The sequence below is a fragment of the Trichocoleus sp. Lan genome, assembly GCF_039961855.1.
Taxonomy (GTDB): domain Bacteria; phylum Cyanobacteriota; class Cyanobacteriia; order Cyanobacteriales; family FACHB-T130; genus FACHB-T130.
Genome location: NZ_JAMPKA010000004.1, coordinates 291,003 through 316,415 on the forward strand (window position 1 = coordinate 291,003; position 25,413 = coordinate 316,415).

28 protein-coding genes and 1 riboswitch are annotated in these 25,413 nt (G+C 46.2%); of the genes, 9 read left to right on the top strand and 19 right to left on the bottom strand.

All coding sequences use genetic code 11. The features are described 5' to 3' along the window. Nucleotides 1-94: 94 nt before the first annotated feature. The 3 genes from NDA03_RS05745 to NDA03_RS05755 all read right to left on the bottom strand — a co-directional run bounded on the left by NDA03_RS05745 (nt 95) and on the right by NDA03_RS05755 (nt 2,965). Nucleotides 95-1,414: an aminotransferase class V-fold PLP-dependent enzyme gene (locus tag NDA03_RS05745; RefSeq protein ID WP_348237537.1), complete on the bottom strand. Its 1,320-nt coding sequence runs from the start codon at nt 1,412-1,414 to the stop codon at nt 95-97. Between the two features lie 250 nt (nt 1,415-1,664). Next, complete coding sequence (locus tag NDA03_RS05750; RefSeq protein WP_348237538.1) at nt 1,665-2,294, bottom strand: class I SAM-dependent methyltransferase; 630 nt, start codon at nt 2,292-2,294, stop codon at nt 1,665-1,667. Between the two features lie 149 nt (nt 2,295-2,443). Then, the gene (locus NDA03_RS05755; protein ID WP_190526835.1) at nt 2,444-2,965 is read right to left on the bottom strand and encodes a hypothetical protein; all 522 of its coding nucleotides are present in this window, start codon (nt 2,963-2,965) and stop codon (nt 2,444-2,446) included. Between the two features lie 208 nt (nt 2,966-3,173). Between NDA03_RS05755 and NDA03_RS05760 the strand changes: the two genes are divergently transcribed. After that, a complete protein-coding gene (locus NDA03_RS05760; protein ID WP_348237554.1) occupies nt 3,174-4,343 on the top strand; it encodes an FAD-binding oxidoreductase in 1,170 nt (389 codons plus the stop codon). Nucleotides 4,344-4,419: 76 nt separating this feature from the next. Further along, on the top strand, nt 4,420-5,256 hold the full coding sequence (locus tag NDA03_RS05765) for a sulfite exporter TauE/SafE family protein (RefSeq protein ID WP_348237539.1): 837 nt from the start codon (nt 4,420-4,422) through the stop codon (nt 5,254-5,256). 219 nt (nt 5,257-5,475) lie between these two features. Here NDA03_RS05765 and NDA03_RS05770 read toward each other — a convergent pair whose 3' ends face one another. The 10 genes from NDA03_RS05770 to psbN all read right to left on the bottom strand — a co-directional run bounded on the left by NDA03_RS05770 (nt 5,476) and on the right by psbN (nt 13,024). Beyond that, nucleotides 5,476-5,931, bottom strand: a complete 456-nt coding sequence (locus NDA03_RS05770) for a cupin domain-containing protein (protein ID WP_190411425.1) — start codon at nt 5,929-5,931, stop codon at nt 5,476-5,478. 70 nt (nt 5,932-6,001) lie between these two features. Beyond that, complete coding sequence (locus NDA03_RS05775) at nt 6,002-6,781, bottom strand: cysteine hydrolase family protein (RefSeq protein WP_348237540.1); 780 nt, start codon at nt 6,779-6,781, stop codon at nt 6,002-6,004. A 336-nt stretch (nt 6,782-7,117) separates the two neighbouring features. Then, complete coding sequence (locus NDA03_RS05780) at nt 7,118-7,921, bottom strand: ABC transporter ATP-binding protein (protein WP_348237541.1); 804 nt, start codon at nt 7,919-7,921, stop codon at nt 7,118-7,120. A 106-nt stretch (nt 7,922-8,027) separates the two neighbouring features. Next, nucleotides 8,028-8,876, bottom strand: a complete 849-nt coding sequence (locus NDA03_RS05785) for an ABC transporter permease (protein WP_190411422.1) — start codon at nt 8,874-8,876, stop codon at nt 8,028-8,030. Further along, the gene (locus tag NDA03_RS05790) at nt 8,873-9,892 is read right to left on the bottom strand and encodes an ABC transporter substrate-binding protein (RefSeq protein ID WP_190526821.1); all 1,020 of its coding nucleotides are present in this window, start codon (nt 9,890-9,892) and stop codon (nt 8,873-8,875) included. The genes NDA03_RS05785 and NDA03_RS05790 overlap by 4 nt, the downstream gene beginning before the upstream one ends. A 28-nt stretch (nt 9,893-9,920) precedes the next feature. Then, nucleotides 9,921-10,631, bottom strand: a complete 711-nt coding sequence (hypB, locus tag NDA03_RS05795; RefSeq protein WP_190526819.1) for a hydrogenase nickel incorporation protein HypB — start codon at nt 10,629-10,631, stop codon at nt 9,921-9,923. Further along, a complete protein-coding gene (gene hypA / locus NDA03_RS05800; protein ID WP_199306142.1) occupies nt 10,615-11,001 on the bottom strand; it encodes a hydrogenase maturation nickel metallochaperone HypA in 387 nt (128 codons plus the stop codon). Before hypA ends, hypB begins: the two co-directional genes overlap by 17 nt. A 3-nt stretch (nt 11,002-11,004) precedes the next feature. Then, the gene (speB, locus tag NDA03_RS05805) at nt 11,005-12,198 is read right to left on the bottom strand and encodes an agmatinase (RefSeq protein ID WP_190411419.1); all 1,194 of its coding nucleotides are present in this window, start codon (nt 12,196-12,198) and stop codon (nt 11,005-11,007) included. 116 nt (nt 12,199-12,314) lie between these two features. Next, a riboswitch (guanidine-I (ykkC/yxkD leader) is annotated at nt 12,315-12,448 on the bottom strand. Nucleotides 12,449-12,596: 148 nt separating this feature from the next. Then, nucleotides 12,597-12,752 (bottom strand): hypothetical protein, encoded by a 156-nt coding sequence (locus NDA03_RS05810; RefSeq protein WP_190436391.1) that lies wholly within the window; start codon nt 12,750-12,752, stop codon nt 12,597-12,599. A 140-nt stretch (nt 12,753-12,892) separates the two neighbouring features. Further along, entirely contained in the window at nt 12,893-13,024 is a 132-nt protein-coding gene (psbN, locus tag NDA03_RS05815) for a photosystem II reaction center protein PsbN (RefSeq protein WP_190411418.1), read from the bottom strand. Between the two features lie 83 nt (nt 13,025-13,107). On the opposite strand from psbN, the gene psbH reads away from it, so the two are divergent. Then, the gene (gene psbH, locus NDA03_RS05820) at nt 13,108-13,311 is read left to right on the top strand and encodes a photosystem II reaction center protein PsbH (RefSeq protein ID WP_190411417.1); all 204 of its coding nucleotides are present in this window, start codon (nt 13,108-13,110) and stop codon (nt 13,309-13,311) included. 132 nt (nt 13,312-13,443) lie between these two features. Next, entirely contained in the window at nt 13,444-13,716 is a 273-nt protein-coding gene (locus NDA03_RS05825) for a TatA/E family twin arginine-targeting protein translocase (RefSeq protein WP_190411416.1), read from the top strand. Between the two features lie 194 nt (nt 13,717-13,910). Here the strand turns inward: NDA03_RS05825 and modA are convergent, their stop codons facing one another. Next, the gene (gene modA / locus NDA03_RS05830) at nt 13,911-14,753 is read right to left on the bottom strand and encodes a molybdate ABC transporter substrate-binding protein (RefSeq protein ID WP_348237543.1); all 843 of its coding nucleotides are present in this window, start codon (nt 14,751-14,753) and stop codon (nt 13,911-13,913) included. A gap of 74 nt (nt 14,754-14,827) precedes the next feature. Beyond that, on the bottom strand, nt 14,828-15,562 hold the full coding sequence (locus tag NDA03_RS05835; protein WP_190411414.1) for a response regulator transcription factor: 735 nt from the start codon (nt 15,560-15,562) through the stop codon (nt 14,828-14,830). Nucleotides 15,563-15,585: 23 nt separating this feature from the next. Between NDA03_RS05835 and NDA03_RS05840 the strand changes: the two genes are divergently transcribed. Then, nucleotides 15,586-15,867, top strand: coding sequence for a hypothetical protein (locus NDA03_RS05840; RefSeq protein WP_190532792.1), 282 nt, complete (start codon nt 15,586-15,588; stop codon nt 15,865-15,867). 464 nt (nt 15,868-16,331) lie between these two features. Continuing rightward, complete coding sequence (locus NDA03_RS05845) at nt 16,332-16,955, top strand: CPP1-like family protein (protein ID WP_190411412.1); 624 nt, start codon at nt 16,332-16,334, stop codon at nt 16,953-16,955. 34 nt (nt 16,956-16,989) lie between these two features. On the opposite strand, the gene NDA03_RS05850 is transcribed toward NDA03_RS05845, so the two are convergent. The 3 genes from NDA03_RS05850 to NDA03_RS05860 all read right to left on the bottom strand — a co-directional run bounded on the left by NDA03_RS05850 (nt 16,990) and on the right by NDA03_RS05860 (nt 19,849). Beyond that, complete coding sequence (locus NDA03_RS05850; protein ID WP_348237544.1) at nt 16,990-17,718, bottom strand: HAD family hydrolase; 729 nt, start codon at nt 17,716-17,718, stop codon at nt 16,990-16,992. Between the two features lie 79 nt (nt 17,719-17,797). Then, nucleotides 17,798-18,922, bottom strand: a complete 1,125-nt coding sequence (hppD, locus tag NDA03_RS05855) for a 4-hydroxyphenylpyruvate dioxygenase (RefSeq protein ID WP_348237545.1) — start codon at nt 18,920-18,922, stop codon at nt 17,798-17,800. A 225-nt stretch (nt 18,923-19,147) separates the two neighbouring features. After that, on the bottom strand, nt 19,148-19,849 hold the full coding sequence (locus tag NDA03_RS05860) for an SDR family oxidoreductase (protein ID WP_190532800.1): 702 nt from the start codon (nt 19,847-19,849) through the stop codon (nt 19,148-19,150). Nucleotides 19,850-20,193: 344 nt separating this feature from the next. Between NDA03_RS05860 and NDA03_RS05865 the strand changes: the two genes are divergently transcribed. Then, on the top strand, nt 20,194-21,666 hold the full coding sequence (locus NDA03_RS05865) for a cyclic nucleotide-binding domain-containing protein (RefSeq protein WP_348237546.1): 1,473 nt from the start codon (nt 20,194-20,196) through the stop codon (nt 21,664-21,666). A 12-nt stretch (nt 21,667-21,678) separates the two neighbouring features. On the opposite strand, the gene NDA03_RS05870 is transcribed toward NDA03_RS05865, so the two are convergent. After that, nucleotides 21,679-23,088: an NYN domain-containing protein gene (locus tag NDA03_RS05870; RefSeq protein ID WP_348237547.1), complete on the bottom strand. Its 1,410-nt coding sequence runs from the start codon at nt 23,086-23,088 to the stop codon at nt 21,679-21,681. Nucleotides 23,089-23,202: 114 nt separating this feature from the next. Here NDA03_RS05870 and NDA03_RS05875 point away from each other — a divergent pair, with 114 nt between their 5' ends. Together NDA03_RS05875 and NDA03_RS05880 are read left to right on the top strand one after the other, a co-directional pair. Further along, the gene (locus tag NDA03_RS05875) at nt 23,203-24,711 is read left to right on the top strand and encodes a UbiD family decarboxylase (protein WP_190411406.1); all 1,509 of its coding nucleotides are present in this window, start codon (nt 23,203-23,205) and stop codon (nt 24,709-24,711) included. A gap of 47 nt (nt 24,712-24,758) precedes the next feature. Continuing rightward, on the top strand, nt 24,759-25,304 hold the full coding sequence (locus tag NDA03_RS05880; protein ID WP_190428906.1) for an SH3 domain-containing protein: 546 nt from the start codon (nt 24,759-24,761) through the stop codon (nt 25,302-25,304). Nucleotides 25,305-25,413 lie beyond the last annotated feature (109 nt).

The window sequence follows — 25,413 nt, forward strand, 5'->3', positions numbered from 1 at the left end:
GGAGCATCCTGATGCATGCGAATTTAGTCCCACCGCCTCAAGCTTGGGGATATGTGCGTATTCAGTCCGCCTAGTCGCCCTTACATTTTTGCTGTCATGGGGCACACTTCATGGAATTGATTAATTGTGCAAGACCCAATAGGTCATTTTCCGGTAAAGATTCAGACACCGGCAGGTAAAGCACATGCTGGATCAGCCGTTGTGCATTCCCAGCTGCTTCAGTCGCTGGTTTGTCACCTGACGAAGCGTTATCTATATCTATATCTATAAAGGTCAAACTGGTATTTCCTTGAGTAGCGTCAAAACCAGACTCTCTAAGTTTTGCCATCATTGCTGGGGGATTTGAAACCAGTATGGGAACAACCCAAAACGAGTTGTACTCAGTTTGGCTTCCGGGGCAAGGAATTTCGGGTTTGAGAAGAGACAGAAATTTGCGGGCATTTTTTGACCGCCTTTCAAACCATTGGGTATCGCAGGTTCTTAATCTCTGCCTCAAAAGAACCAGCATCCGAGTCGGAGGACGATACCTAATTTTTGTCAGAATATCTCCTTGAGAAAACCCCCGTGTCATTGAGTTGATCGCGGAGTCGAGATTCTTTCCCAAGTATTTAAGAAAAACCAGTAGAGGGTAATATATCCAAGGAATCGAAAAAAGCTTTAAGCAAAAATACTTAAGGATACGTTTAAAAAACCAAGGCTCGCTCTTGGAGGGATATTGTTGCTCGATCTCTCTCATTTGTTGAGCAAGCGATCGCTCTCGAATGATAGCGAGCGCTCCCCCAAGCGCGGTACAGGACTTGATCGGGCCAAAACTAAATAAACTTACATCCGCATCCTGATAACCGTGATATTTGTCACCAGCAAAAGCTTGGGCACAATCCTCTACTAAGAAAATCTGGTATTTCTTGCACAGTTCGGCATAAGGCTTTAGATCGATAATCGAGCCGAATAAATGTGCCACAATCAAAACTTTACTTTTTTCCGAAATCAGAGATTCCAGTAAATTGAGATCGGGTGCAAGCGTATCTAAAGAAATATCAACGGGTATCGGCACTAACCCGTGCCGTTTCACCACTTCAACCATATCCCGAATATTGACACTACTCATCAACACTTCCGACCCAGCAGGAAGGTTTAATGACTGTAGCAGCAGATCGAGAGCTGTTCTAACTGAAAGTGTAACTAGAACCTTGCTACACTCATCAATTTGCTCGTCCCATCCACTCTTACACCCAGGCTTAGAAAGAATTTTGACGCGATCGTATTGTGTTACTAAAAGTTCTCGCTTTCCCAGCCAATCAAATTGAATGTCTCGGATGATTTGCTCTCTGTTTGGGAAGTAAAGAAAGGAAAAAAGACTTGCTGCAAGGTCGGCAAAGCTAATATGCAGACGCAATCTAGGATAAACTTTCAACCTTGTTACAGGCGACTTTAAGCTCGACGCTAACGATAAGTTGGTTGTCACATCTTTCACCAGTCGCATTACCCGCCCGGAGCTTAATTCCTGGCTAACAGAATCAAGTCTTCTAAGAGAAGACTGCCTAAGAATTTTAGTTTATTTCAATGGACTTGAGCGATGAGCCTTGAACTTGAGTTTCAGGCGAACCTGGGGCTACACAAAGAGCGCACTCCAAGCACTTCAATTACTTTCCCAAATAATCCTGCTACTTGGTCGCGACACCGGCGATTTGAGGGCTAACAATGGGGAAATCGATCTCAAACTTCTCGTAATTGAGGCGGTCAAAACCAGCGTTTTCCAATGCTACCCAAGTTTCTCGGTCTGGGTTGCAACCATCGGCAAGAAATTTCCACCCTGGACGCACTCCCTCCTGTACCCGTCGCAAGAAAGTACCTTGGGGTGCGGCGACGTGTTCGAGAAACAAGAAGCGCCCGCCGGGTTTGAGAACTCGCAAGATTTCATGGAAAGTTGCCGTTAAATCCGGCACCGAACACAAGACAAGGGTACTAACGACTGCATCTATACTGTTATCTTCAGCTTCCAGTCGTTGGGCGCTAATACTGCGGATATCGGGATTGTTTAAGCCATTTCGTTCGGCTTCTTTTCGCAGATAAGGATGCATATACGGGTTCGGCTCGATGCCAATCCAGCGAATGTCTTTTGGATAATAAGGGAAGTTAGCACCCGTTCCTGGGCCAATTTCCAACACATAGCCGTGCAAGTCAGAAAATAGATCGCGCTTGCGATCGCTTACCAGTTTTTCATATCCAGCGTTGCCTTTGGATAGCAACCACGCAAATAAGCGCTTATTCCAGCAACAGGGACAGCTTTGCATTTGTAACTCCATAGAAATTTCTTATTATCTACTAGCTGCTGACCGAGTGCTGAGTGGCTGTGCTGGGCGGCTATAAAAATACCCTAGGGGCATGGCAATACCATATCCCTAGGGAACACGAACTTTATACGTTATTTAAGCCCGATTCCTTATTCAATCGTCAACTTAAATGTGTATCTGGAATTGGTCAGCTTATAAGGCTGTGCAACCACAACCCGATAATCGCCTGTTGATGTTGCCTGGAAATAAATATTTTGTGGGTGTTCCATCACTTCTCCGTTAGGCCAAACGAAGGTGAAGCCAGACAGTCCTTCGTCGTTGTTATCGGCACCTACGCGATCGCCTTCCCAGGTTATTTCTGTAATAATTGTTTGACCTTTCCGTGCCCTGAAAGTATAGATGTCTTTTTTGCCTAGGGGCACCGCTCCCTTAATCGTAGTAGAGCTTCTCCCCCGTGCAAACTGTACGCGCCGATTGACGCCGGTTTGGGGTTGGGCGGCAATTTGGAGGGTAGTATTGCCTACGTTAGTCTTAGAAACATGAATACCGGAAGCGTTGTTAGTGAGTGCTGTCGCCCATGCTTGGGAGTTCAACAATAGAAATGCCCCTGCACCGAGTAGCGCCAGCGTTGAAACATATTTGTAATTAAATTTACGAAGACCGAATGCCATGTGTTAACCTTCCTTTGAACTGAAGACGAGTTGTCGGCATCTGCACTTAGCACCCTTCAACTGCCTGCTTTTTGGTTCTTCAAATCGACGAAAAGCATTTCCAGAAATCAGGCAAAACCAAGGCTCGTTAGGGTTACAGAGCTTTACAGAGCGTGTGTGCGCGGGGAAGGAAAATAGTCATTAGACGCAGGAATGACCAATGGCAATGATGAAAACTTACGACTGGATTGTTGTCGGCGGCGGCATTACAGGCGCGGCGCTGGCTTACGAACTGGCAATCAAAGGCTTTTCGGTTCTTTTGTTAGAGCAACACGCCTCACTGCAAGGTGCCACTCGCTATAGTTATGGTGGAATTGCCTACTGGTCAGGGACGACTGAGTTGACGCGACAGTTATGTGCTGAGGGGATTGAGCGTCACCGCATTTTATCTGAGGAATTAGACACCGATACCCAGTTCCGCGAATTGGATTTAATTTTGACGATTGGTACTGATGACGATCCAGAGAAAGTTGCTGCCAACTACGCTGATTTTGCCATTCCGCCTCGGTTACTCAGCGTTTCAGAAGCTTGCGAGATGGAACCGCTACTAAATCCAGATGCGATCGCTGCTGCTTTAACGGTTCGTCACGGTCACATTGAACCCGAAAAAATAACTCAAGGTTACACTCAAGCTTTTCGCCGCGCTGGGGGTGAGGTGCAAATCGATCGGGTAGTGGAACTACTCGGCACAGGCTCAAAGATTCAGGGAGTCAAAACCCCAACGGCAACCTACCACGCTGCCAAAACGGTTATTTGTGCCGGTGCCATGAGTCGGCAGTTACTCAAAGCTGCGGGGATTCCCATCCGTTTGTATTTCACCCATACCGAACTCATCGAAACGCCACCCGTTGATGTACAGTTGCAGACAACGGTGATGCCAGCAGAGATCAAACGCTTTCAACTAGAAGCCCAAGCAACTATCCCTGAACGCGATCGCTTATGGGATGAACCCGATTATGAGCCTGTTCCACCGATTCTAGATGCGGGTGCGATTCAGTTCAAAGATGGCAGTTTACGCATCGGTCAAATTAGCCGCGCGATCGCGAACCCCGACGCTAAAATTGATGCGGCTCAAAGTGAAGCGAACCTTCGTGCTGCGGTGGGGAAAATCTTACCTGCACTAGAAAATCTACCCGGAAAGTGGCATCACTGCTTGGTTGCGTTTAGTAGCGATCGCCTTCCCTTAGTCGGCGCACTCAATAACGTAGACGGCGCTTATCTCTTCTCCGGATTCTCAAATCCCTTGGTATTCGTGCCATCCTTAGCCAAGCATTTTGCTAGTTGGGCAGCAGGTCAAGAAGACGAGGTTCTCACCCAATTATCGCCGCTACAGTTGTAGCGATACAATCCCTATTAGTCTGCGTAGGCAGGCTTTGTTTGTATAGCCGCGACTTCAATCGTGAGGCGTTTTTACTATGACAACCACGAGTTTATTGATTTTTGCGATCGCTGGACTCTTTGCCGGAATTCTTGCGGGATTTTTAGGCATTGGCGGTGGTACGGTTCTTGTCCCCTTATTAGTCGCTTTGAAATACACACCCGTGCAAGCGGTTGGCACCAGTAGCCTAGCAATTTTAATTACGGCAATTTCTGGCAGTGTCCAAAACTGGCGGATGGGGTTATTCAGCTTCAAAAGAGTGATTGCCATTGGATTTCCTGCTGTAGTCACTGCACAAATTGGTGCTTATTTAGCTACCCAATTCCGTCCTTATTTACTGCTAGCAGCTTTTGGATTATTGCTACTTTTAAATATTTACTTAGTTGAACTACGCAAGCAGCTAACAATCAAGAAGAAGCAGGAAGAAGAACAGGAACTAAAAACTCCAGGTAGCCACGATACCATCCCTAAAAATTCAAACATCTTCTTCAATCCAAATTTTGCCAGAATTGCCACTGGCAGCGCTGCTGGGATACTCGCAGGTTTATTTGGGGTTGGTGGCGGTGTAATTATGGTGCCGCTGCAAATTTTACTTTTAGGAGAAACCATCAAAGTCGCCATTCAAACCAGTTTAGGTGTCATCGTTATTACAGCTATATCAGCGACTATCGGACACGCTTTCAGAGGCAATGTTTTGTTAGTTGAAGGACTTCTTTTAGGATGTGGTGGTTTCTTGGGGGCGCAAATAAGCACGCGGTTTCTTCCCAAATTGCCCAATGAAGTCGTCAGTTTAGCCTTTCGCACCTTGCTAGGGATTTTATCTATTTATGTTTTTTGGCAAGCATGGCAAAACTATAACGATTTTAAAATTTAAACTTATCTAAAAACAGTTTTTAGATAAGTTTAAACTTTAAATTACAATAAGTACCTTTCTCTATTTATTGAATTTATTTGTATTGATAACGAGCCTGGTTTAGTTATCAGATACGAGCGGTTCAGATCCCCGACTTCTGCGAGAAGTCGGGGATCTCTCCTTCACTCATAACTCGTAACTAATAACTAAGCAGACAAACCGTTTCTTTCTCTTAAACCTTTAGCAAGCGACAAGCGCATCTGAACGATTCAGAACTCTTAAATCCTCCTCATCCAACTCGACGGGGACGCCGCTGCGAATCAGTTCCACAAAGTCTTCGTTGGGAACCATAAAGCACAGCGTATACAAGCGATCGCAACCTGTATTTTCAATTTTATGAATCCCTGTCGGCGGGACTAATAAGCTGTCTCCAGGGCAAATCGGGACGGTTTTGCCGTCGCAAGTCGCTAGCCCTTGCCCCTTGAGGACAAAAAACATCTCCACAGCCATTTGGTGACGATTGGGAGGAGTTTTCCCACCAATATCAAAAATTTCTACACAAAAAGTTAATGAAACGTTAGCGCTTGCCGGATCGAAGACAATCGCTAACCGATTGCTATCCTCAGGACTGATGCGAAAGGCTTGATAGTCTCTGGGAGACTTGACGATCGGAATCATGCAACGGGACGAGTCCATCGGGCATTTCTCCTCTAAAAGAGAGCGATTTGGCTAATGGCTAATTGTTCGTTACCATTGGCGATTAGCATTAGCGACTAGCCAACTTAATTGCTTCTACGATAGCTTGAGAATCTGCCACGAAACCAAAACACTGTTGTACGTTATAAAGGGTGGCTTGCCAGCAATACTCTGGGGATGTGGTAGCAGTACCATCCTTCACCAAAATGCAGTCATAGCCGAGAAAGTTAGCATCTTGCAGTGTTGCCATCACGCACTGATCTGCATTGACTCCGGCAAAGAACAAAGTCGTTTTTCCCAGGTTCCGCAAGATGCTGTCGAGAGGTGTATCCCAAAAACCGCTCATCCGGTACTTATCGACGCGGATATCTTCGGGGTTGGGTTCCAATTCATCCACCACCGCCGCCGCCCAACTGCCCACCATCAGCACTGGCGAACCATTCGCGGGCAACGGATCTCCTAAACCCACACCATCGCCAGTGGGATTATAAACATGGCGTACACTGGCGCTGATATTCAATAAATCGGGACGGTTTCCCCAGTTAACCCAAATCACCGGAACGTTTGCCGTTCGCAATTCTGGCAACAGCGTTTTAAGCGGACTGATGGGAGTTCGGGCGGGTGTCACGTCTACGCCAATGTGGGCTAGCCAGCCATCTGGATGGCAGAAATCATTCTGCATATCAATCACCAAAATTGCGGCTTTTGCCAAATCTAGGCGTAGCGTCTTGGTTTCTGTGGCTAGGGTGACAACTTGCGGTTTTAAAGGCGGGCGCGTGATATCAGCAATTTCCGCATCAACTGCCCAAGCATTCGGCGGCACACCCAAGGTACGGAGGGGTCGATTCATAGGGAGAGTGCAAGGGGGCAATCTTGAGGAATACTACTTTTTCTGCCCAGGACTCTTAAATTTTTCTATTTCTTAACTTTACGGGAAAATGCGCGAGTTATAAACTTACAGAAGGTTTGGGCATACCCGATTGACCTGTTCCTGCTTACTTGCACAACCTCCTCACTTCCCCACCAGCAAGAGTAAGATCGGAAATAATTTTTAATCCCAAAAGGCAAAATTCCCCTTCTCCGTACCCCCCTCTATCTCCCCGCCAGCAGAGGGAAGATAAGGAATAAATTTTATTCAGGAGGGTTGGGGTGGGGTTCCGGAACTAGAATGAAACGATCTTGTTGCTTAAACCACCATCGGTAACTCTTGAAAGCTACTTTTTAGTAAAGTTTTGTCTTCCTCGGCGCGGAGGAGTTCCATTACCCGATCCTTATAATCCTGAAACAGAGGATTGCACTTAATGTCGTAAGTGCGATCGCTTGGGAGTTTTATACTCAGTTCTTCTTTAACCGTACCTGGACGCGAACTCAGCACATAGATGCGTTGAGATAGAAACACTGCTTCCTCAACATCGTGAGTAATCATAAATATTGTTGTCCGTGTGCGTTGCCAGACTTCTAGTAAAAATTGCTGCATCGCTTCTTTCGTCTGCACATCCAACGCCCCAAACGGTTCATCCATCAGTAAAATTTTCGGTTGCGAGGCTAAAGCACGCGCGATCGCGACCCGTTGCTTCATCCCACCTGAAAGTTCCTTCGGAAGTGCCTTCGCAAACCCAGACAACCCAACCACATCCAGATAATAAGCCACCCGTCGCCGTCGTTCTATCGAGGAGACACCTTGCAGCTTTAAACCAAATCCCACGTTCTCTGCAACCGTCATCCACGGATATAGCGTATAGCTTTGGAACACCATTCCCCGGTCAGGGCCAGGTCCCGTCACGCGCACCCCATCGACCAAAACTTCCCCCGCCGTGGGAGTATCCAATCCAGCAATCAACCGTAGCAATGTTGACTTACCAGAACCCGAAGCACCTACCGCACAGATACATTCTCCCTCTTCAATCTGCAAATTGATATCTTTGAGAGCAACGAGCGAACCGCGTCGAATTGGAAATTGTTTATGGAGTTGAGAAACTTGCAAATGCATAATGAGTGATAATTTTAAGTTTTTAGATTGAGTTGCCCACTCTAATCGTCATTGGTCACTAGCACCGAACGAATCCTTCAAAACTAATGACTGCTTACTTCTTTTCTTAATCATTAGCCCACTTACAAGACACGCGCAGTAACAATCGAAACAAAAGGTCGATCGTCAAACCAATCAAGCCAATTACAATCAGTCCCGCAAAAATTTCATCGGTCTTGAGAAATCTTTGGGCGACACTAATACGGCGACCCAAGCCTTCTGTCGCTGCCACCAATTCGGACACGATGACTAAGTTCCAAGAAGCTGCCATATTGACGCGACCCGCATCGATAATACTCGGAAGAATAAAGGGAAAAATTACTTGCAATAAAACTTGCTTTCGCTGACCGCCCAAGGTGTAGGAAGTTTCCAATAGCTCTTTCGGTACAAACTTCACCGCATCCATCACCATGAGCGTGTTAAAAAATAGCGTTCCGATAAAAATCAGCAGAATTTTTGGTTCTTCTCCCAGACCAAAATACAAAATTAGTAAGGGAATAAAAGCCGGTGCTGGCATATAACGCACAATGCCAATAATCGGTTCCATCAGCGCTCGAATGCTGGAAAAAGTTCCCATCAGTATCCCTAAGGGAATTGCAATCAGCGCCGCTAGAGAAAAGCCACTCAGAACGCGAAACAGGCTATAGGCAATATCTTTTTGCAAATCGCCAGTTGCTAAAAGCCTCTGAAAAGCGCCCCAAACTTGAGCGGGAGTCGGCAAAAATAAAGGTGCGACTATCCCAGCATTGGAGACTATCCACCAAAGAGCAACCGGGATGCAAATTGACAGAACCATTAAAGTCCATGCCAATTTTTTAGGAATCTCCTCACCAATGCGCCAGAAGACGCTAGGCGATAACATTTTACGAGGACGAGCGGAATTATTTTCCGGCAAATCTTCAGCGTAGCGGTTCATGATTTTTGCTTTGCCGCGTAGGCTTTGATAAACTGATCGTCAAATATTTGGGTGAGATTCGGAGCCTGTTTAGCTAACTTAGCCTCAACTAAAAATTTGCTAATTTCTTGAGCGGCGTAACCCAAAGAGGTCATGTCATTACCGGGACTAAATGCTTTCAAATTATCTTCAATGGTAAAGATTTTAGTCCCGGCTTCGTATTTCTTGTATTCATCAACCGTGACCCCAGCCCGTTTTGCCATTGTGGCGTAAGCTTTGTCAGGATTGGTGCGGATAAACGCCAACGTGTCGAACCAAGTATTGACCAAAGCTTGCACGTCTTGAGGACGTTCGGTAATCAGTTTTCGACTGACTGTTAAATGATCGGGAATTGCTCCTGGAAAGTCCTTAGAACTGAATAACTCTTTACTTCCAGCACGTTCTAATGCCTTGCTGGTAAACGGTGCAAAAACTCCAACTGCATCCACTTGACCCGCAACAAAAGCAGCTGAGGCTGCGCCGGTTTCTAAAGGCTGAAAAGTAATATCAGCCTGGGTTAAACCCGCTTTTTTCAGTCCGAGAAGTAGCAAGAAATGATCGACGGTTCCTTCTTCAGCAGCGATTTTTTTCCCTTTGAGGTCGGCAATACTATTGATACCTTCCCGAACAATAATTTTATCGTTGCCTGTTGAATTGTCATTAACTAATACAATCACTTGATCGGAACCAGCAGCCACTGAGCTGATCGTGTCATTCAAGGTTTGGGTATTCGCGCTGAGCTGACCAGCATTGAGGGCGTTAATGGAATCTAAATACCCATCAAACCACTTCAAATTCACATTAACTTTGTTCGCGTCAAACAGCTTTTCTTCTTGAGCCACCTGCCAGGGCAACCACCCAGGCCAGACACTGAAACCCATTTGGATTGTTTCAGTTTTTGAGGATGTAGCGGTTTGCTGGGGGTTAGCACAACTAACCGTGATGACGAGGCTGAGCAAAAAGACTGAGAATAGAGAAAGTAACTGGCGGGTCTTCATTGAGTCTCACTCTTTACTAGCAGGCTCATTAGGCGGGTAGCATTTCTGTTGCCGCAGCAGATGAACGTTGATTTAAAACTTGCGACTTTACCCAATCAAACCAATTTTCTAATCCCTCACCCGTCTTGGCAGAAACCGCAATAATTGTGACATGAGGGTTCATCTGACGAACGTTGGCTGCAATCCGATTAATATCAATATCGAGATAAGGAGCCAAATCGATCTTGGTAATTAATAAACAATCCGCTTCTTGAAACATGACCGGATACTTGAGGGGTTTATCTTCTCCTTCAGTCACGCTCAACAAAGCAACTTTAACGTGTTCTCCTACTTCAAACTCAGCAGGACAAACTAAATTACCGACATTTTCAACTAGCACTAAATCAAAATCCGAAGGATTATATTGGTGTTCTAGTTGATGAATTCCTCCAGCTACCATCTTGGAATCCAAGTGGCAGGAACGCCCCGTATTAATTGCAATTACAGGGACTCCAGATTGACGCAAACGGTCGGCATCCAACTCCGTCGTCATATCTCCTTCAATGACGGCGATTTTCAACTCATCCGTCAAAACAGCAAGCGATCGCTCTAACAGTGCCGTTTTACCCGCCCCAGGACTACTCATAATATTGAAACAAGTAATCCCCCACTCATCAAAATGCGCTCGGTTATGATCGGCTCCTTTCTGATTAGCATGGAGCAAGTTAATTCCTAATGCAGCGTCAAATGTTTGATGCATAAGCGTTTTTGTTTGCCTCGTCAAAACTATACTCAATCCGGTCAATTTTCAGTTCTCTCCCTGAGCGAATATCCTCCATTGGTGAGTGACACTCAGGGCAGCCGTACTGCAATCCAACTTGTGGTGCATATTCTTGTTGGCAGCGGTGACAAAAGGCAATCAGCGGTGTTTCCTGAATCACCAGTTCTACCCCTTCCAAAAAGGTGTTAGCAGTCTGTACCTCAAAGGCAAATTGCAGACTGACAGGTTCCACACAAGTGAACTTACCAACAATTAAGTGAATCTGGGTAATCTGGGGGCGCTCGGTTTGGGATTCCCACCAGTCTTTTACTGTGAAAATGAGCGCCTTTGTCATGTCAGTTTCGTGCAAGGCTTAACTCCACTCCGCAACTAATTCTGGTTGGGCGTAGGGGTGAATGTATGCGGCTTTTTCTTTTCGGGGTAACTGTCCTGATAGCACCAGATGCGCCATCGTGTCGCAAATCACTCGAGTTGCCATCAAAGATGTCATGTCGCTGATGTCGTAAGGGGGCGACACTTCCACCACCTCAAGTCCACAAACGGGTGCTTTCTGAACAATTTTGCCCAGCATATAAAGAGCCTCGCGGGGCAATAATCCGCCCGGTTCAGGCCAACCCGTTCCTGGGACAAAACCGGCATCAATGCAGTCAATATCAAAGCTGATATAAACGCAGTCGGTTCCGTCTAAAGCCCTTTCTAGAGCGAAGTTTACTGCTGCATCCAAACCCATTTCTGTGATGTCTGTAACCGTCAGAATATTTGTGGCTCGTTCTCGACAGACTTTTACACCTTGACGCGGCACTTGCCAGCCGCCGATTCCTAATTGCACGAGGTTTTTTGGATTGGCATTTTTGATGTTTGTGGCATGGAACCAAGGGCAGGTGTGCATGCGCTCATCAAGGTCTGTTTCCTGGGTATCGACGTGGCGATCGAAGTGAATAATCCCCAGTTTTTTATCCCCTAAATGGCGACAAACTCCGCGCACTGTGGGATAGCCAATTGAATGATCGCCTCCCAAAATTATTGGGAAAGCACCAGAACTAAAGATATGAGCAATTCCTTTAGAAATTTGGTCAAATGACTTTTCGTTATTTCCGGGAATTGTGAAAATATCTCCAACATCACACAGGGTAATTTGCTCTCGCAAATCAACGCCTAATTCAAAGTTATAGGGCGTATACAAAGCCGAAATCCGCCGAATTCCTTGAGGACCAAACCGGGTTCCAGGCCGGTAGGTGGTGCCAGAATCATGCGGTACGCCTACAATTGCAACATCGTATTCACCGACTTTTCGCACATCTTCTATATAAGGCGCTTTCAGGAAGGTGTTAATGCCTGCGTAGTGGGGAAGTTCGCCGCGAGAGAAGGTGGAAATAGAGCGATCGCGTATACTTTCTGCTGCCTCTAATCCAAACTCTAACCCTTTTGCCACCTCCTGTTGCCAGCCTGTCATTGGCAGATGGGTTTCTTTCTCTAGGGCGCGACTCGCTTCAGTAGACGGCGGCTGAAAATCCGAATTCGAGTTTTGAGAATTTATGTCAGTCATGTTTGGAAAAATGGGATGTTTCGTCAGTCTAAAAGCTCTATTTTTTCTCCCAAGTCAAAGAAGACTTGCAAAAACAATAGCCCGGGTAAGCCATAACAGATAAGCTTCTGCTATGTACCTCCCGGGCTTTTCTCCCGCCGTGTAACCAGTCCGTGTTTCAATTTCTAAAAACACTCCATGACTGATTCGCTTCTCTCGGACCAGCCGTTTAAATCTTCAGGCTTAAACCGGAACCCTAGAAGCTATTATTTTTTTTACCCGATAGCTATCAATATTTGTTGGATGAACTTTGAAAGCTTAAATGTATAGATATCAATAAATTTTAAGGGAGAATGTAATCAAAGTTACAATTGGGCGGATTCCCCCCTGGGGGGAATCCAGAGTCAAGCGATCGCTACCTAATCGCTACCTAGATAAACAACATCCCATCCTACAGCCGGGTCGCCACCCAGAAGGCTCAAATCTGTAATGGACACCGCAGCCAAACCTGGATGCAAACGACTCCAGGCTTGGCGCATCATCAGCGCCCCATTAGGACAAACTTGCCCCCGCATTTCACTCCAGCGTTTCGCCTACATAGGTAACACATTGATAGAAAGATACCCAGCAGGCGATGTCTTGTGTAGCTGCGCTTACCCCTGAGAGCGATCGCCCTACACTTGATCGCCCTACACGGGTCAGTCGTCGGAAAGCTTTAGTCTTCGTGATCTTCAAACGGATCGCTCAATTCCTTAGAAGGAGGCCCGAACGCAGTGTAGATGGTGAAGCCGGTGATGGCGACGAGAAAGGTAGCGATAGAAATGCTAAGAACTGTTGCGGGTTCCATAGGTGAGATAATTTATGAGAGCAGTTCCTATACAATATTACAAAACGTTAAAAACTTCTGTCGAGATTGATCCTAGGAAAGCTATGGCACAACGGACTTGGTTAGGAGATGTCCTCAAACCCCTTAACTCTGAATATGGGAAAGTATCTCCGGGGTGGGGCACTACGCCATTGATGGGCGTCTTTATGGTGCTATTTTTGGTCTTTTTACTGATTATTCTGCAACTTTACAATTCCTCACTCCTCGTTGAGGGTGTTGATGTCGATTGGAAAAGCCTAGGGCGTTAATCGACTGTAATCTGGCGCGAAGTCCTTGGGCTTTACATAACGCCACGATTAAAAAACACTGATGCTTTCCCGGCTAGACCGGGTTTTTTTGTCGGTTCTATACTAAAGTTAACCTTTTGCACGAAAAATCCTATGAATATCTTTGGCATCGGTCTGCCGGAAATGGCGCTGATTATGGTTGTGGCTCTTTTGATTTTTGGTCCCAAAAAGTTGCCAGAAATTGGTCGCAGTATGGGCAAGGCAATTCGCGGCTTCCAGGAAGCATCCAGAGAATTTGAAACTGAGTTCAAGCAGGAAGCAGAGCAGATAGAACAAGCTGTCAAGACACTACCCCAGGCTGACTCAGAGAAAGTAGCAAACGGAAAGTCAGAGAATCCCGCAACTAGCTCATCGCAACACAGCTAAAACTGGCAATTCTCGTTGCCACGATAGCGATTCTCACTCTTAGTGGAATATACAGGAACCTCACCCCCAACCCCCTTTTATGAACCGAGAGGGGATATCGAACCCCTCCCCGTTCGCTGGGAGAGGGCAGGAGTGGGGTTAAACCGTAGTGCATCCAATAGAGAATTGCTATAGAACAGGAAAGGGGGTAGACGCTAATTGTCAGCGACTGGTAGAAAGCCATATTTCTGCAATATCTGCTGCCCTCTGTTACTAGTAACAAAGTTGATGAATTCTTTTGCCTGCTGGGAATTTTGACTTTGCTTGACAACCGCTATCCAATAGCTGATAGGTCGAGTTGATTCAGGGGGAATTCGGGCGATCGCCTTCACTTTCTTCGATATCGCCGCATCCGTTGCATAGACAAGGGCGGCGTCAACATTTCCCTGCTCCACATAAGTCAAAACTTGACGCACATTGTCACCAAAGACTAACTTTTTTTCTTTTTCCAGTTTGGTATAAAGATTTTCTTTTTCCAGAGCTATTTTTGCGTACTCTCCCGCTGGCACGGTAGCTAGATTACCGATTGCTAAACGTTTCAGACGACTATCCCTTAAGTCAGATAGTTTCTTTAGCCAAGGGGTTTGAGCAGTCGTTGCCACCAGGACTAATTGATTACGAGCAAACGTCTTGCGAGTTTGGGGAAGCAACAAATTCTGCGTTTCTAAAGCATCTATCGGTCGAGCTGCTGCACTCGCGAATACATCAATGGGGGCACCCCGTTCGATTTGCTTTTGCAAGAAACCAGAAGCGGCAAAATTAAAGTGAACGGTAAAGGTAGGAAGCTGAGCTTGAAAGGATGTGGCAATCTCTGTAAAAGCTTCGCTCAACGAAGCAGCAGCAGCAACAGTCAGCGTGGTAGATGTAGATTCAGATGCCTTTGGGGAAATAGCTGGGGCACTGCAAGCCCCCAGCAGAAGACTCATAACCAGACTTAGCAGGATGAGAGGGGGTAGGATAGCGAACCGATTGGCATTCTCCGGACACTTGCGTGGCATCAAAAAAGAACTCAAGCGTTTTTTCCCTAGCAAAAACTATGATTTTAGGCTTTGATGTTCTTGAACCATTCGTTTCAGCGCTCCGCTTTGCCATTGAGTTCGGGTTTACCAGGAACTTCAAATTTGTAACCGACGCCCCGAACTGTTTGAATTAACTCAGGCTGAGTAGAATCGATTTCTATCTTCTTGCGAATCTGCCCGATATGAACGTCAACGACCCGTGGGTCTCCAATGTAGTCAGAAGCCCAAACTTCCTTGATTAACTCGGCTCGACGCCAAACCCGACCGGGATGACTCGCCAAGAAATGCAACAAATTAAATTCTAAGGCGGTCAAGGGGACTGGTTGATCGCTCAGATTCACCTCTCGACGCACTGGATCGATCACCAGTTTGTCAAAGATGAGGCGTTGCTGTTCGGCGACTTTCAGGGGTCGATGGCGCTTTAAAAGCGCCCCGACGCGGACGCCTAACTCTCCCAAGCTAAAAGGCTTGGTAATGTAGTCATCCGCACCCTGGGAGAAGCCGTGGATTTTATCGTTTTCGTCGGCGCGACTCGTTAGCAGCAGTACTAATACGTCGGTGCGGCTTTGCAATTCTTTGCAGAGTTGATAGCCATTCGCGTCAGGCAAATTCACGTCCAGAATCACCAGGTTTGGGTTGAATTGATCAAACACGGCGCGGGCGGTCTTGCCGTCTTCAGCAGACTCCATTTGATAGTTTTGCTGACTTAAGAAGCGATAGATGAGATTCCGGATGGCCGGATCGTCATCCACGACAAGAATCTTGTGAGTTGCGGAAGCCAGGACCATAACTTTCCACTAAGAACTGGATTATGATTAACGGACAGCGGTATTTTAAGCAAACAGGTCGAGTCGGGGAAATAAGCGCTTTGGAAGGCGAAAAATCGCTTCCTTACCTTATTAATATTCCCAAGCTTAATGACGTAATGAGCATTTTAGACAATTATCGTCGCTCTCCCCAGTTAGTGAAAATATCTCGTAATCGTCAAGTCTCCACGATGGGGAGTCTGGCGGTTTGTTTTAAGTCTTTTTTGTCTAAAAAAATTAAATTTGCCGAGCGAATCCGGATAAATCATCTGACGGTTAGCTGGTAAACGAATAAAAGTGTCTTTCGAGAGAAGCGCTTGTGTTCAAGGATCAAGCTAAACTAACTTGGAGGATAGGATGAATGTAGGCACTCAAGGCTAAGGGTCAACTGCGATTAGGCAGTGATTTCAAGGACTTGAACGGCTTTGAACAAAGAACCAGTATGACAAAACTTCACGGGAAATGTATAGATACTTTGCCAAATGTAGTAATTTATGACCATTCCATCCTTCAAGAGCCGTAGCACCTTCTCCAATCAGCGTGAAAGTATTCCAATCGCGCTCTCATGGGGTCGGAGATCTTCTTTTCGCAACGGGAATTAGGGAGTTTTAGGTTACATAGGTTAGAACGGCTGGCTAACGATACGTTCTTCTAGCCTGAGGAACTGGCAGTGTAGATAGGGAGCTAGATTGCCAGAAACGATTGAGTCGATGAAGACTGCTAAAAATAATAGATCTCTGGGAGGTTTTGGATGAGCGAGCAAAATCCCTACGAAAAGCTTGGACTGTCAGAAGACGCAACTTTTGAGGAAATTCAGGAGACCCGCAAGCGCCTTCTTCAAGAGCATCATGGCGAGAAGGAGCTTCTGGAAGCGATGGAGACGGCCTACGATGCGATTTTAATGGAACGTCTGAGAATGCGCCAAGAGGGAAAAATTAAGGTTCCGGAACGGATTCGGTTCCCAGAGCGGGCGATCGCGCCTCCTCCCACTTTTACCCCTGTGCCGGTTAACCGTTCCCCAGCTTGGTTGCAAAATCTGATTGATACGCCTTCCTTACAGGAGGTGGCGTGGCCTAGCGGTTTGTTCTTGGCATTGAGCGCCATTACAGCCTATCCAGGCACCAATGATTCGATGCTGCCATTGAATATGGCGTTAGGGGCTGGATTAACTTTATTTTTGGTCAATCGCAAAGAGCGGAAATTTGGTCGCGCTTTCCTGCTGACGCTGCTGGGGTTGTTCGTTGGAATTGGATTGGGAACGCTGCTCGATAATGTGCTGATGACGCAAATTTCCAATATCGGATTGACGCCAGATAAATTCGTCACGGTGGTGACGTTTATTATTCTCTGGCTGGTTAGTAGCTTTCTGCGCTAAAGCTAAGAATTAAACATGAAAAATTAAGAGTTAATTAGAGAATTTTTAATTTTTCATTTTTTATGTTTAATTCTTCAGGCAGCGGCTGACTCAACACGAAATCTACGGCTTCACCAAGGTTGTTTACGATCAAGTCTGGCTGGTATTGCTCAAGCTGAGCGCGATCGCGTATCCCGCACAAAACCCCGATGACTTTGACGCCGTGGTTTTTTGCGGCAACCATATCAGCCTCGGTATCCCCGATCATCCACACATCAGAGGCGGGAGGCAGTTCCGCGATCGCACGTTCCATCAGCAGCGGTTTGTCGTCGATGTCACGAGTCTTCACGTAGTCGTTCGCCAGGTGGTAGCACCGATTTTCTGGGAAAAATCGCGCTAAGTCGTAGCGACCGAAAGCATAATCTAACTCTCGCTGACGGCGCATGGTTAGTACCACCAAATCGACGCCTGCTTGCTGTACTTTTTCTAAAGCGTCAACGGCTCCGGGTGCCAGGGCGTCATAAACTAGATAAGGCATCGTATGCACGGTTTGACGCCGCAGTGCCGCAAATGCTTGGGCTTGCTCTTCATCGAGACCGGAAAGGATGCCGATTTGTCGTTCTGGGACGCGCGATCGCTTCAAACCCCAAAACTCCTCCTTAGACATCTGACGCACTGACTGGTCTTCCCGCCGCGTCTGTTCCAAACAAAACTGGTAAACTTGGTAATATCGCTCCGAAACGTCCATAATTGGGCCGTCGAAGTCACTGATAATTCTTAACATTTTTAGACGCAGGGGTTAATCTATATGACTAAGATTAATCACAAAATACCCCCTTTTTACCTGCCTGCCGATAGGTTCCTCAATACAGGCTACCCCGCTTCATCTGCTCTCGTTCAATTGCTTCAAAAAGAGCGCGAAAGTTGCCTTCCCCAAAACCCCGTGCCTGTAAGCGACGCTCAATTAACTCAAAGAAGAAAGTGGGTTGTTCAAAAATCGGTTGAGTGAAGATTTGCAGTAGCAACGCTTCGGGAGAGTTTTCCTCCCAATCCACCAAAATTTGTTGCGCCGCGATTTCCTGAATTTCAGCCTCTGATAGCTGAAGTCCTTTCCGGTGAAGCAGTTGCGTGTAGTAGGTGCGGGGGACTTGCAGAAAGGGTAGACCGCGTTGACGGAGATAGGCGATCGCATTCACAATATTGGGCGTTTGCAAAGCAATATGCTGAACTCCTGGCCCCTGATTCACCTCCAAAAATTCCTGAATTTGGGAATTCGCAGATGCGGGTTGATTAATCGGTAACTTGACCCAACCATCCGGATGATGCATCACCTTACTGTGCAGTCCCGAACGCTCGGTTTGAATCGCAAACGACTGCTGCGGTATAAACGCTAGCGTCTTTTCATACCAAGCAACTGCCCGATCCAAGTCCCCAGCGGCCACATTCAGCACCACATGATCGATGCCGCCAAACGCGAAGCCGGTGTTGCTCCTGCCATCTAACCGCTCGGAATCATCATCCCATAAGGCTTTTCCGCCATCCCAGTCAAGCTGGGGAAAAGTGCAAATAAAACCTCTATCTTGGCGCTCAACAAACCTAGGCTGCCTTTCTATCAAGGTATGACTCAGAGAACCCCAGGCGGCAATCTTGCCCCACTTCAGCAAGACCTTACCCTGTTGCTGTTCTTGGATGGGTTGCAATACCTTAGCGCCTCCATTGACCGCCTTCGTCATCACCTCTTCCACGTCTGGAACGCTAAAAGCGATGTCAGCAACGCCAGGAGGATGTTGGTGCAGAAACTGAGCAACGGGACTCGCCGATGTCAGGGGTGAAGACAGCAAAAAATAGACTGAGCCGCTTCTGACCACTTCTGTGCGAGTGTGGTCGCTTACCCCAGCGGCTACTGCTTGAAAGCCCAGCAGTAGCACAAACCAGTCGCGCGACGCTTTGGCATCTTCAACATAGAAGTGAACGTGGTCAATTTTCATGGTTTATCCAGTCTGAGCAGCTCTACCTGAGTGTAAATTTTGCCCTCTTCCTGGCATTTACAGGTCATTCTTGAGAAAGAATCCCTCCTTTGATAAAGCGCTGAGTGCTTTAGGTGTTGGGTTTCCCTGCCCTGTTGAGAACCGAGTGGGAGATGGCAAAGCAGCACAGAGTCAGTAAAAAAACAGCAAATTTTATCCGTGGTGTACTCAGTTCGCAATGACGATTCAGAAAAACAGGTGGCTTTCTGGTTGAATATTAATTTCCATCGGCACCGCTTGCGGATCGGCGCTGAGCGCGAACAGAATTGCATCAGCAGCAGTTTCAGGGCTGAGCATCTTTTTGCGATCGACTTTTAGGCTGACATTATCCCAAAAAGGAGAATCAACGCCGCCAAAATAGAATAGGGTGAACTTGATGCCGAAGCGCTTCAGCTCATCTGCCATACACTTGCTGAAACCCACGACGCCAAACTTTGAGGCACAATAAGCCGCTGCCATCGCCATCGAGTGCTTGCCCAGAATCCCCACCACATTGCAGATATGACCGCTTTTCTGCTCCTTCATTGCCTCCGCTGCTGCCTGACAGGTGTAGAAGCTGCCTTTTAAGTTCACATCAAGCATGGCGTCTAAATCTGCGGGTTCTAACTGGTTGTACTGCTTCATGACGCCAGCGCCCGCCGCATTGACTAAAACATCAATTTGACCAAAGTGGGCAATCGCTTTTTCCATTAGCGTCTCCACTTGCTGCGGTTTAGTAATATCTGTCGGTACGGTTAAGACTTGAGGGAGTCCAGATGCCAAGTTTTCCAACCGACTGCTATCTCTTGCCGCTAGTACCAACCGCGCCCCCATCGGTGCTAGTTTGCGAGTTAAGACAGAACCAATGCCGCCGGTAGCACCAACGATGACAACGACTTTATCTTGCATATTCCTTTACATTTCTTTACATCCTCTCCCATCATACTGACCGCGATTCATTCTGCTCAAACCAGTGATTTCTCGTTTCCAAGGTGAGGAGACCTCGCCTAAGAACGCTCTCAGGACGCTCTTGCTTCCAGCAATCACCGAGAAAGCCTAGGAAGAGGGTGGAACCCCATAGCAGCACCTAAGCACGGTAGCAAGCCCATCCAGTAGGCATTTCCTGGTAGAGCCTCTCAAAGCAGAAACCGAGAAAATGGGCAGACTATCCAGAAAAAACCTTGACATTTCGTAAAAATCAAGGCTGTGATGGACAAAGTGTGTGAGAGTTCCTGCTTCAGGTTGAGTGAATCATGGATTGGATAGTCAAAGAGACCGGGGAAATATTTGCTGGCTTATCCCAGCTATTTACAACTCCGGTTTTTGAAATCGGCAACACCCGTCTTTCTCTCGGTTCGATTGTCCAACTGATTTTGTTAGCGATCGCTGTCTTTATCGCTTCTCGCGCTACCAGCGAGTGGATTAAGCGGAAAATTCTGGTGCGGGTGAAATTGGATCGAGGAACGCGAGAAGCGATCGCAGCCGTCATCGGCTACCTTTTAGCAGGTTTCGGATTTATGATTGTCCTGCAAACGGCAGGCATCAACCTGAGTTCTCTAACCGTATTCGCTGGAGTGATTGGAATTGGGTTGGGATTCGGGTTACAGAATTTATCTAGCAACTTTATCAGTGGATTGACGCTACTTTTTGAACAACCGATTAGAGCCGGAGATTTTATTGAAGTTGATGGTCTGTTAGGAACTGTAGAAAATATTTCTATTCGTTCTACGATTGTTCGGACACTGGATGGCGTTTTTGTCATCGTTCCCAATGTTCGATTTGTTGAAAATCATATTATTAACTGGACTTATAAAGACCCAAAGTGTCGCATCCATCTCCCCATTGGAGTTGCCTATGGGAGCGAACCTATCTTAGTCACAGAAGCACTTTTAGCAGCTGCTCGAAGGGAACCGGGCATTTTATCTTCTCCTGCTCCCAAAGTTTGGTTTAAAGGTTTTGGGGAAAGTTCTTTAGATTTTCAGCTATTAGTTTGGATCGATCGACCACAGAGTAGCGATCCCATCAAAAGTTCTTTAAACTTTGCGATTGAGCATGAATTTCGCGACCGAGGAATCAAAATTCCTTTTCCCCAGAGGGATATACACATTCGCAATTTAGAAGAAATAACGGATCGGTTTCATAAAACCAGTGCTATAGATGTTCCTAATGGCAAAGTCAATTCGCCCAATAACACCATCACACCCAACACCAAAGTTCTTGCCAAATCCCCCGATAATTGGACGCTGCGCGATTTGTTGCGAAGAGTTACTTTCTTTGAGTCGTGTACGGATTTAGAACTGCGACAATTGATTGAGTACGGATATCGACAACTGTATCCAAAAGGACAGGCTGTTTGTCAAGAAAATGACCCAGGCGATTCATTTTATATTATTCTGACTGGCTCAGTAGAAGTCTTTTCTCAAAAAGCAGAGAAATATATTGCCACGCTTCACAAAGGCGAGTTTTTTGGGGAAATTTCTTTGTTACTAGGAACTCCTCGTTCGGCAACAGTTCGCACTTTGGAAGATTCGATTTTATTTGTAGTAGACCGCAACGACTTACAGAAGCTTTTAGTCACCCATCAGGAGTTAGCGGATCAGATTGCCCAAAAGTTATCAGAACGACAACAGGCGTTACGAGATTTGGGGGTACTGACAGAAGAAATCTCCGAACAGACTCCTTTAATCCGAATCAGACAACGAATTCAAAGCCTTTTTGGTATCTAAGAATTAACTCGCTTAAGTTGAGAGATTGTGTACTGATACTCCCCATCCTTTTTCTGTTTGCTTGAGCTGAAAAGCACTGGAGGATTGTAAAAATTTAATAAAATTTCCGTTTAACTGCAACTTCTTGATCGCTGTATTAACGGGTTGCTCGTATCGATGTTTAAACTGAGTTCCTAAAGTCGTGAGGGGAATGTAGCTTCCAGGAGATTGAGCCGTTGCAACCTTGACAATATTGAGCAGTGCCTGTTCCAAATCCGATCTAGTCTTAATCCCTGTTATCGTCTGGCTTGAATGCCCATTTAATGGCTCAGGAGAATCACTACTATCTGCCTGTGGGTGAAGCATTTCAAAAAGCGTGATATACAATTCTTTTTGGTCGGGCGGTTGATGCACCACAAACTCAGATGGATATTCTATAAAAATATCTCTAGCTCGTTTTCCTGGAAGATGAACAGATGCTACTTTACTAATACTTATTTGGTATTTTTCTTGAAATAAGCTGGATAGATCAGCCAATCTTATCCACTGTTTTGCAGTACGTTTTTGCTGTAATTTAATTAACTGTTTAAGCTGGATAATACATTCTTCAAGAGAGGGAATTTCTGAATTAAATTTGAGAGAACGAGACTGAGAGTGACCCGTCTTACTATTGAGTACAGTTATATTCTCTCCTTGCTTGCGAACTAGATATACTGTTAATCCGTGAGTTTGAAGCGTTGTACATAGATGAGTCATTACTTTGTCGGAAGAGCAGACAAAAACCTCTTTAGCAGTAGGATAATGTACAAAAATAGAAGAGCCAACTGTTGCCATTTTTACATCAGCGCTGTCTTTACCAGCAGGAACGTGAATGAGTTCGTAGCCGCGCCCGTGTAGTTCCGCATCTTGCTTTCCCATTGTGCGCCAATTTGCAAAAGCAATTTTGATTTGGATGGGATAAGTACAGACTGCCGCCAGGAACTTTTCTGTTGCGGTATCGAGTTGTAAGTTTTCGGCATCCAAAAGCAAAATCGCGATATGTTGCTCTGGAATCAGCACTCGCGGCGCTTCTGGTGGATGTGAAAAGGCTGAGCCATTTCTGGGAGCTATTTCAGATGCTGAATCAATTAAGATACGAAGTTTTTCTATTAATTTACTAGATATCGGCAATTCTAAACATTGAGGAGTTAAGATTAATTGCAGTAATTTTCGTACTATTTTAATTAGTGCATCTCTATCAGGTGCTTTGCTGAGTTCTGTTTGCAATTTCAATAGGAAAGATGATTGATAAGGAGCATCATTCCAAGGAACATTCCGGTATTTTTCAGTTAATAATTTTGGCTGCTGTTGCTGAATAAAAATAATGGTTTGATAGATACAGAAGCTAATTTCCTTAATGACAGTAGAATCATTTACCGAGGACACGCGAACGTTATCTGGCATAGTTTTTTGGGCTTATATTCAGGCGGCGTATCCCTGAAGTCTCTAGGGAGCGCTCTTAGGTTTAGGATTCCCCTCATAATAAAAGAAAGTGCTTTATACTTCTTAATCTTTACTATGGCAAGAGACTTGCGGGGATTCATCAAACTACTGGAAGAACGAGGGCAGTTACGGAGAATCGATGCCCTCGTTGACCCAGATATGGAAATTGCTGAGATTTCCAACCGGATGTTACAACGCGGTGGTCCTGGGCTGCTATTTGAAAATGTAAAAGGATCAGCTTATCCGGTGGCGGTGAACCTGATGGGTACAGTTGAACGGATTTGCTGGGCGATGAATATGCAGCATCCGTTGGAGTTGGAGGAACTGGGCAAAAAGCTGAGTATGTTGCAACAGCCGAAGCCACCGAAGAAGATTTCTCAGGCGGTGGAGTTTGGCAAGGTGCTATTTGATGTGCTGAAGGCGAAACCAGGGCGCGATTTTTTCCCAGCCTGTCAGCAAGTGGTTATCCAAGGCGATGATCTGGATCTGAACCAATTGCCGCTCATTCGCCCTTATTCGGGGGATGCTGGCAAGATTATCACGTTGGGCTTGGTAATTACCAAGGATTGTGAGACGGGTACGCCGAATGTGGGCGTTTACCGGCTGCAACTGCAATCTCGCAACACGATGACGGTGCATTGGCTATCGGTGCGGGGTGGTGCGAGACATCTACGGAAGGCGGCGGAACAGGGGAAAAAGTTGGAGGTTGCGATCGCACTCGGTGTTGACCCTCTGATCATCATGGCAGCTGCAACACCGATTCCAGTCGATTTATCAGAATGGCTGTTTGCAGGACTCTACGGCGGTTCTGGGGTGCAGTTGGCGAAGTGTAAGACGGTAGATTTAGAAGTGCCAGCCGACTCGGAATTTGTCCTAGAAGGCACGATTACGCCGGGGGAAGTGTTGTCAGATGGCCCTTTTGGCGATCACATGGGCTATTACGGCGGTGTCGAGGATTCGCCATTGATTCGCTTCCAGTGTATGACGCACCGCAAAGACCCAATATATATGACAACTTTTAGCGGTCGTCCACCAAAAGAAGAAGCGATGATGGCGATCGCGCTGAACCGCATCTACACGCCGATTTTGCGACAACAAGTTTCAGAAATTGTTGATTTCTTCCTGCCAATGGAAGCGCTGAGTTATAAAGCGGCGATTATATCCATTGATAAGGCATATCCGGGTCAGGCGCGACGGGCTGCTTTGGCTTTTTGGAGTGCTTTACCTCAGTTTACTTACACCAAGTTTGTGATTGTCGTAGATAAAGACATTAACATCCGCGATCCCCGTCAAGTGGTGTGGGCAATTAGTTCTAAAGTTGACCCGGTGCGAGATGTTTTTATTTTGCCGAATACGCCTTTTGATACTTTGGATTTCGCCAGTGAAAAAATTGGTTTAGGCGGACGCATGGGAATTGATGCGACCACGAAAATTCCTCCTGAAACCGAACATGAATGGGGCGAACCTTTGGAATCCGATCCAGATGTGGCGGCGATGGTGGAACGACGCTGGGCAGAGTATGGTTTAGCCGACTTGCAATTAGGAGAAGTTGATCCGAAATTGTTCGGCTACGATATGAAGTAATTGTTTGGCACCAGCACTAACGCTGGTGTTAAATAATTGGGAAAATTATGGCTAAAAAGGCGAACAAGGCAGCATCAAAGCTAACCGTAGGATTAGCGCTATCTAGCATGAGCTGGGTTATCAATACTGGCACGGCTAATCTTAGCGTATTAGCACAACCAGTTAATGAAAAAAAATGCGATATTTCTGCGGTTGTCATAGACAAAGATCCGCAAGGTTTAAATGTGCGTAGTGGCCCAAGTAATAATAGTCGAATCTTGGGAAAAATCCCCACATACGAGTCAGTTGATATCATTGCTTCTTCTGGAAATTGGGTAAAAATTAGGAATGCTTATAGAGAAATTGGTGGCTTTCAGGGAACTGGCTGGGTGTTTTTGCCCATGTTAGGCACCTCAACGAGGGGCTATGAAACGAATGGGGTTAATCTTTATGCCAGTCCCAGTCAGCAAAGCCGAAAAATTGCACGAGTTCCACGTAGAACCGATGTTAAATTAATAGGCTGTCAGGGACAATGGGCGCAGATTGAATATCGAGGTGTTAAGGGTTGGCTGAAAAGTGACGATCAATGTGGTGTAGGCACAACCTGTTCTTAACGTGAGTTCGGGATAAGGAAGGGTGGAACAGATACAGTTGAAAGTACCTAATTCTCAACCCATCTGACCACCCTATGCTTAGTCTAGAAGCCTTGTTTTGCCATGTCGA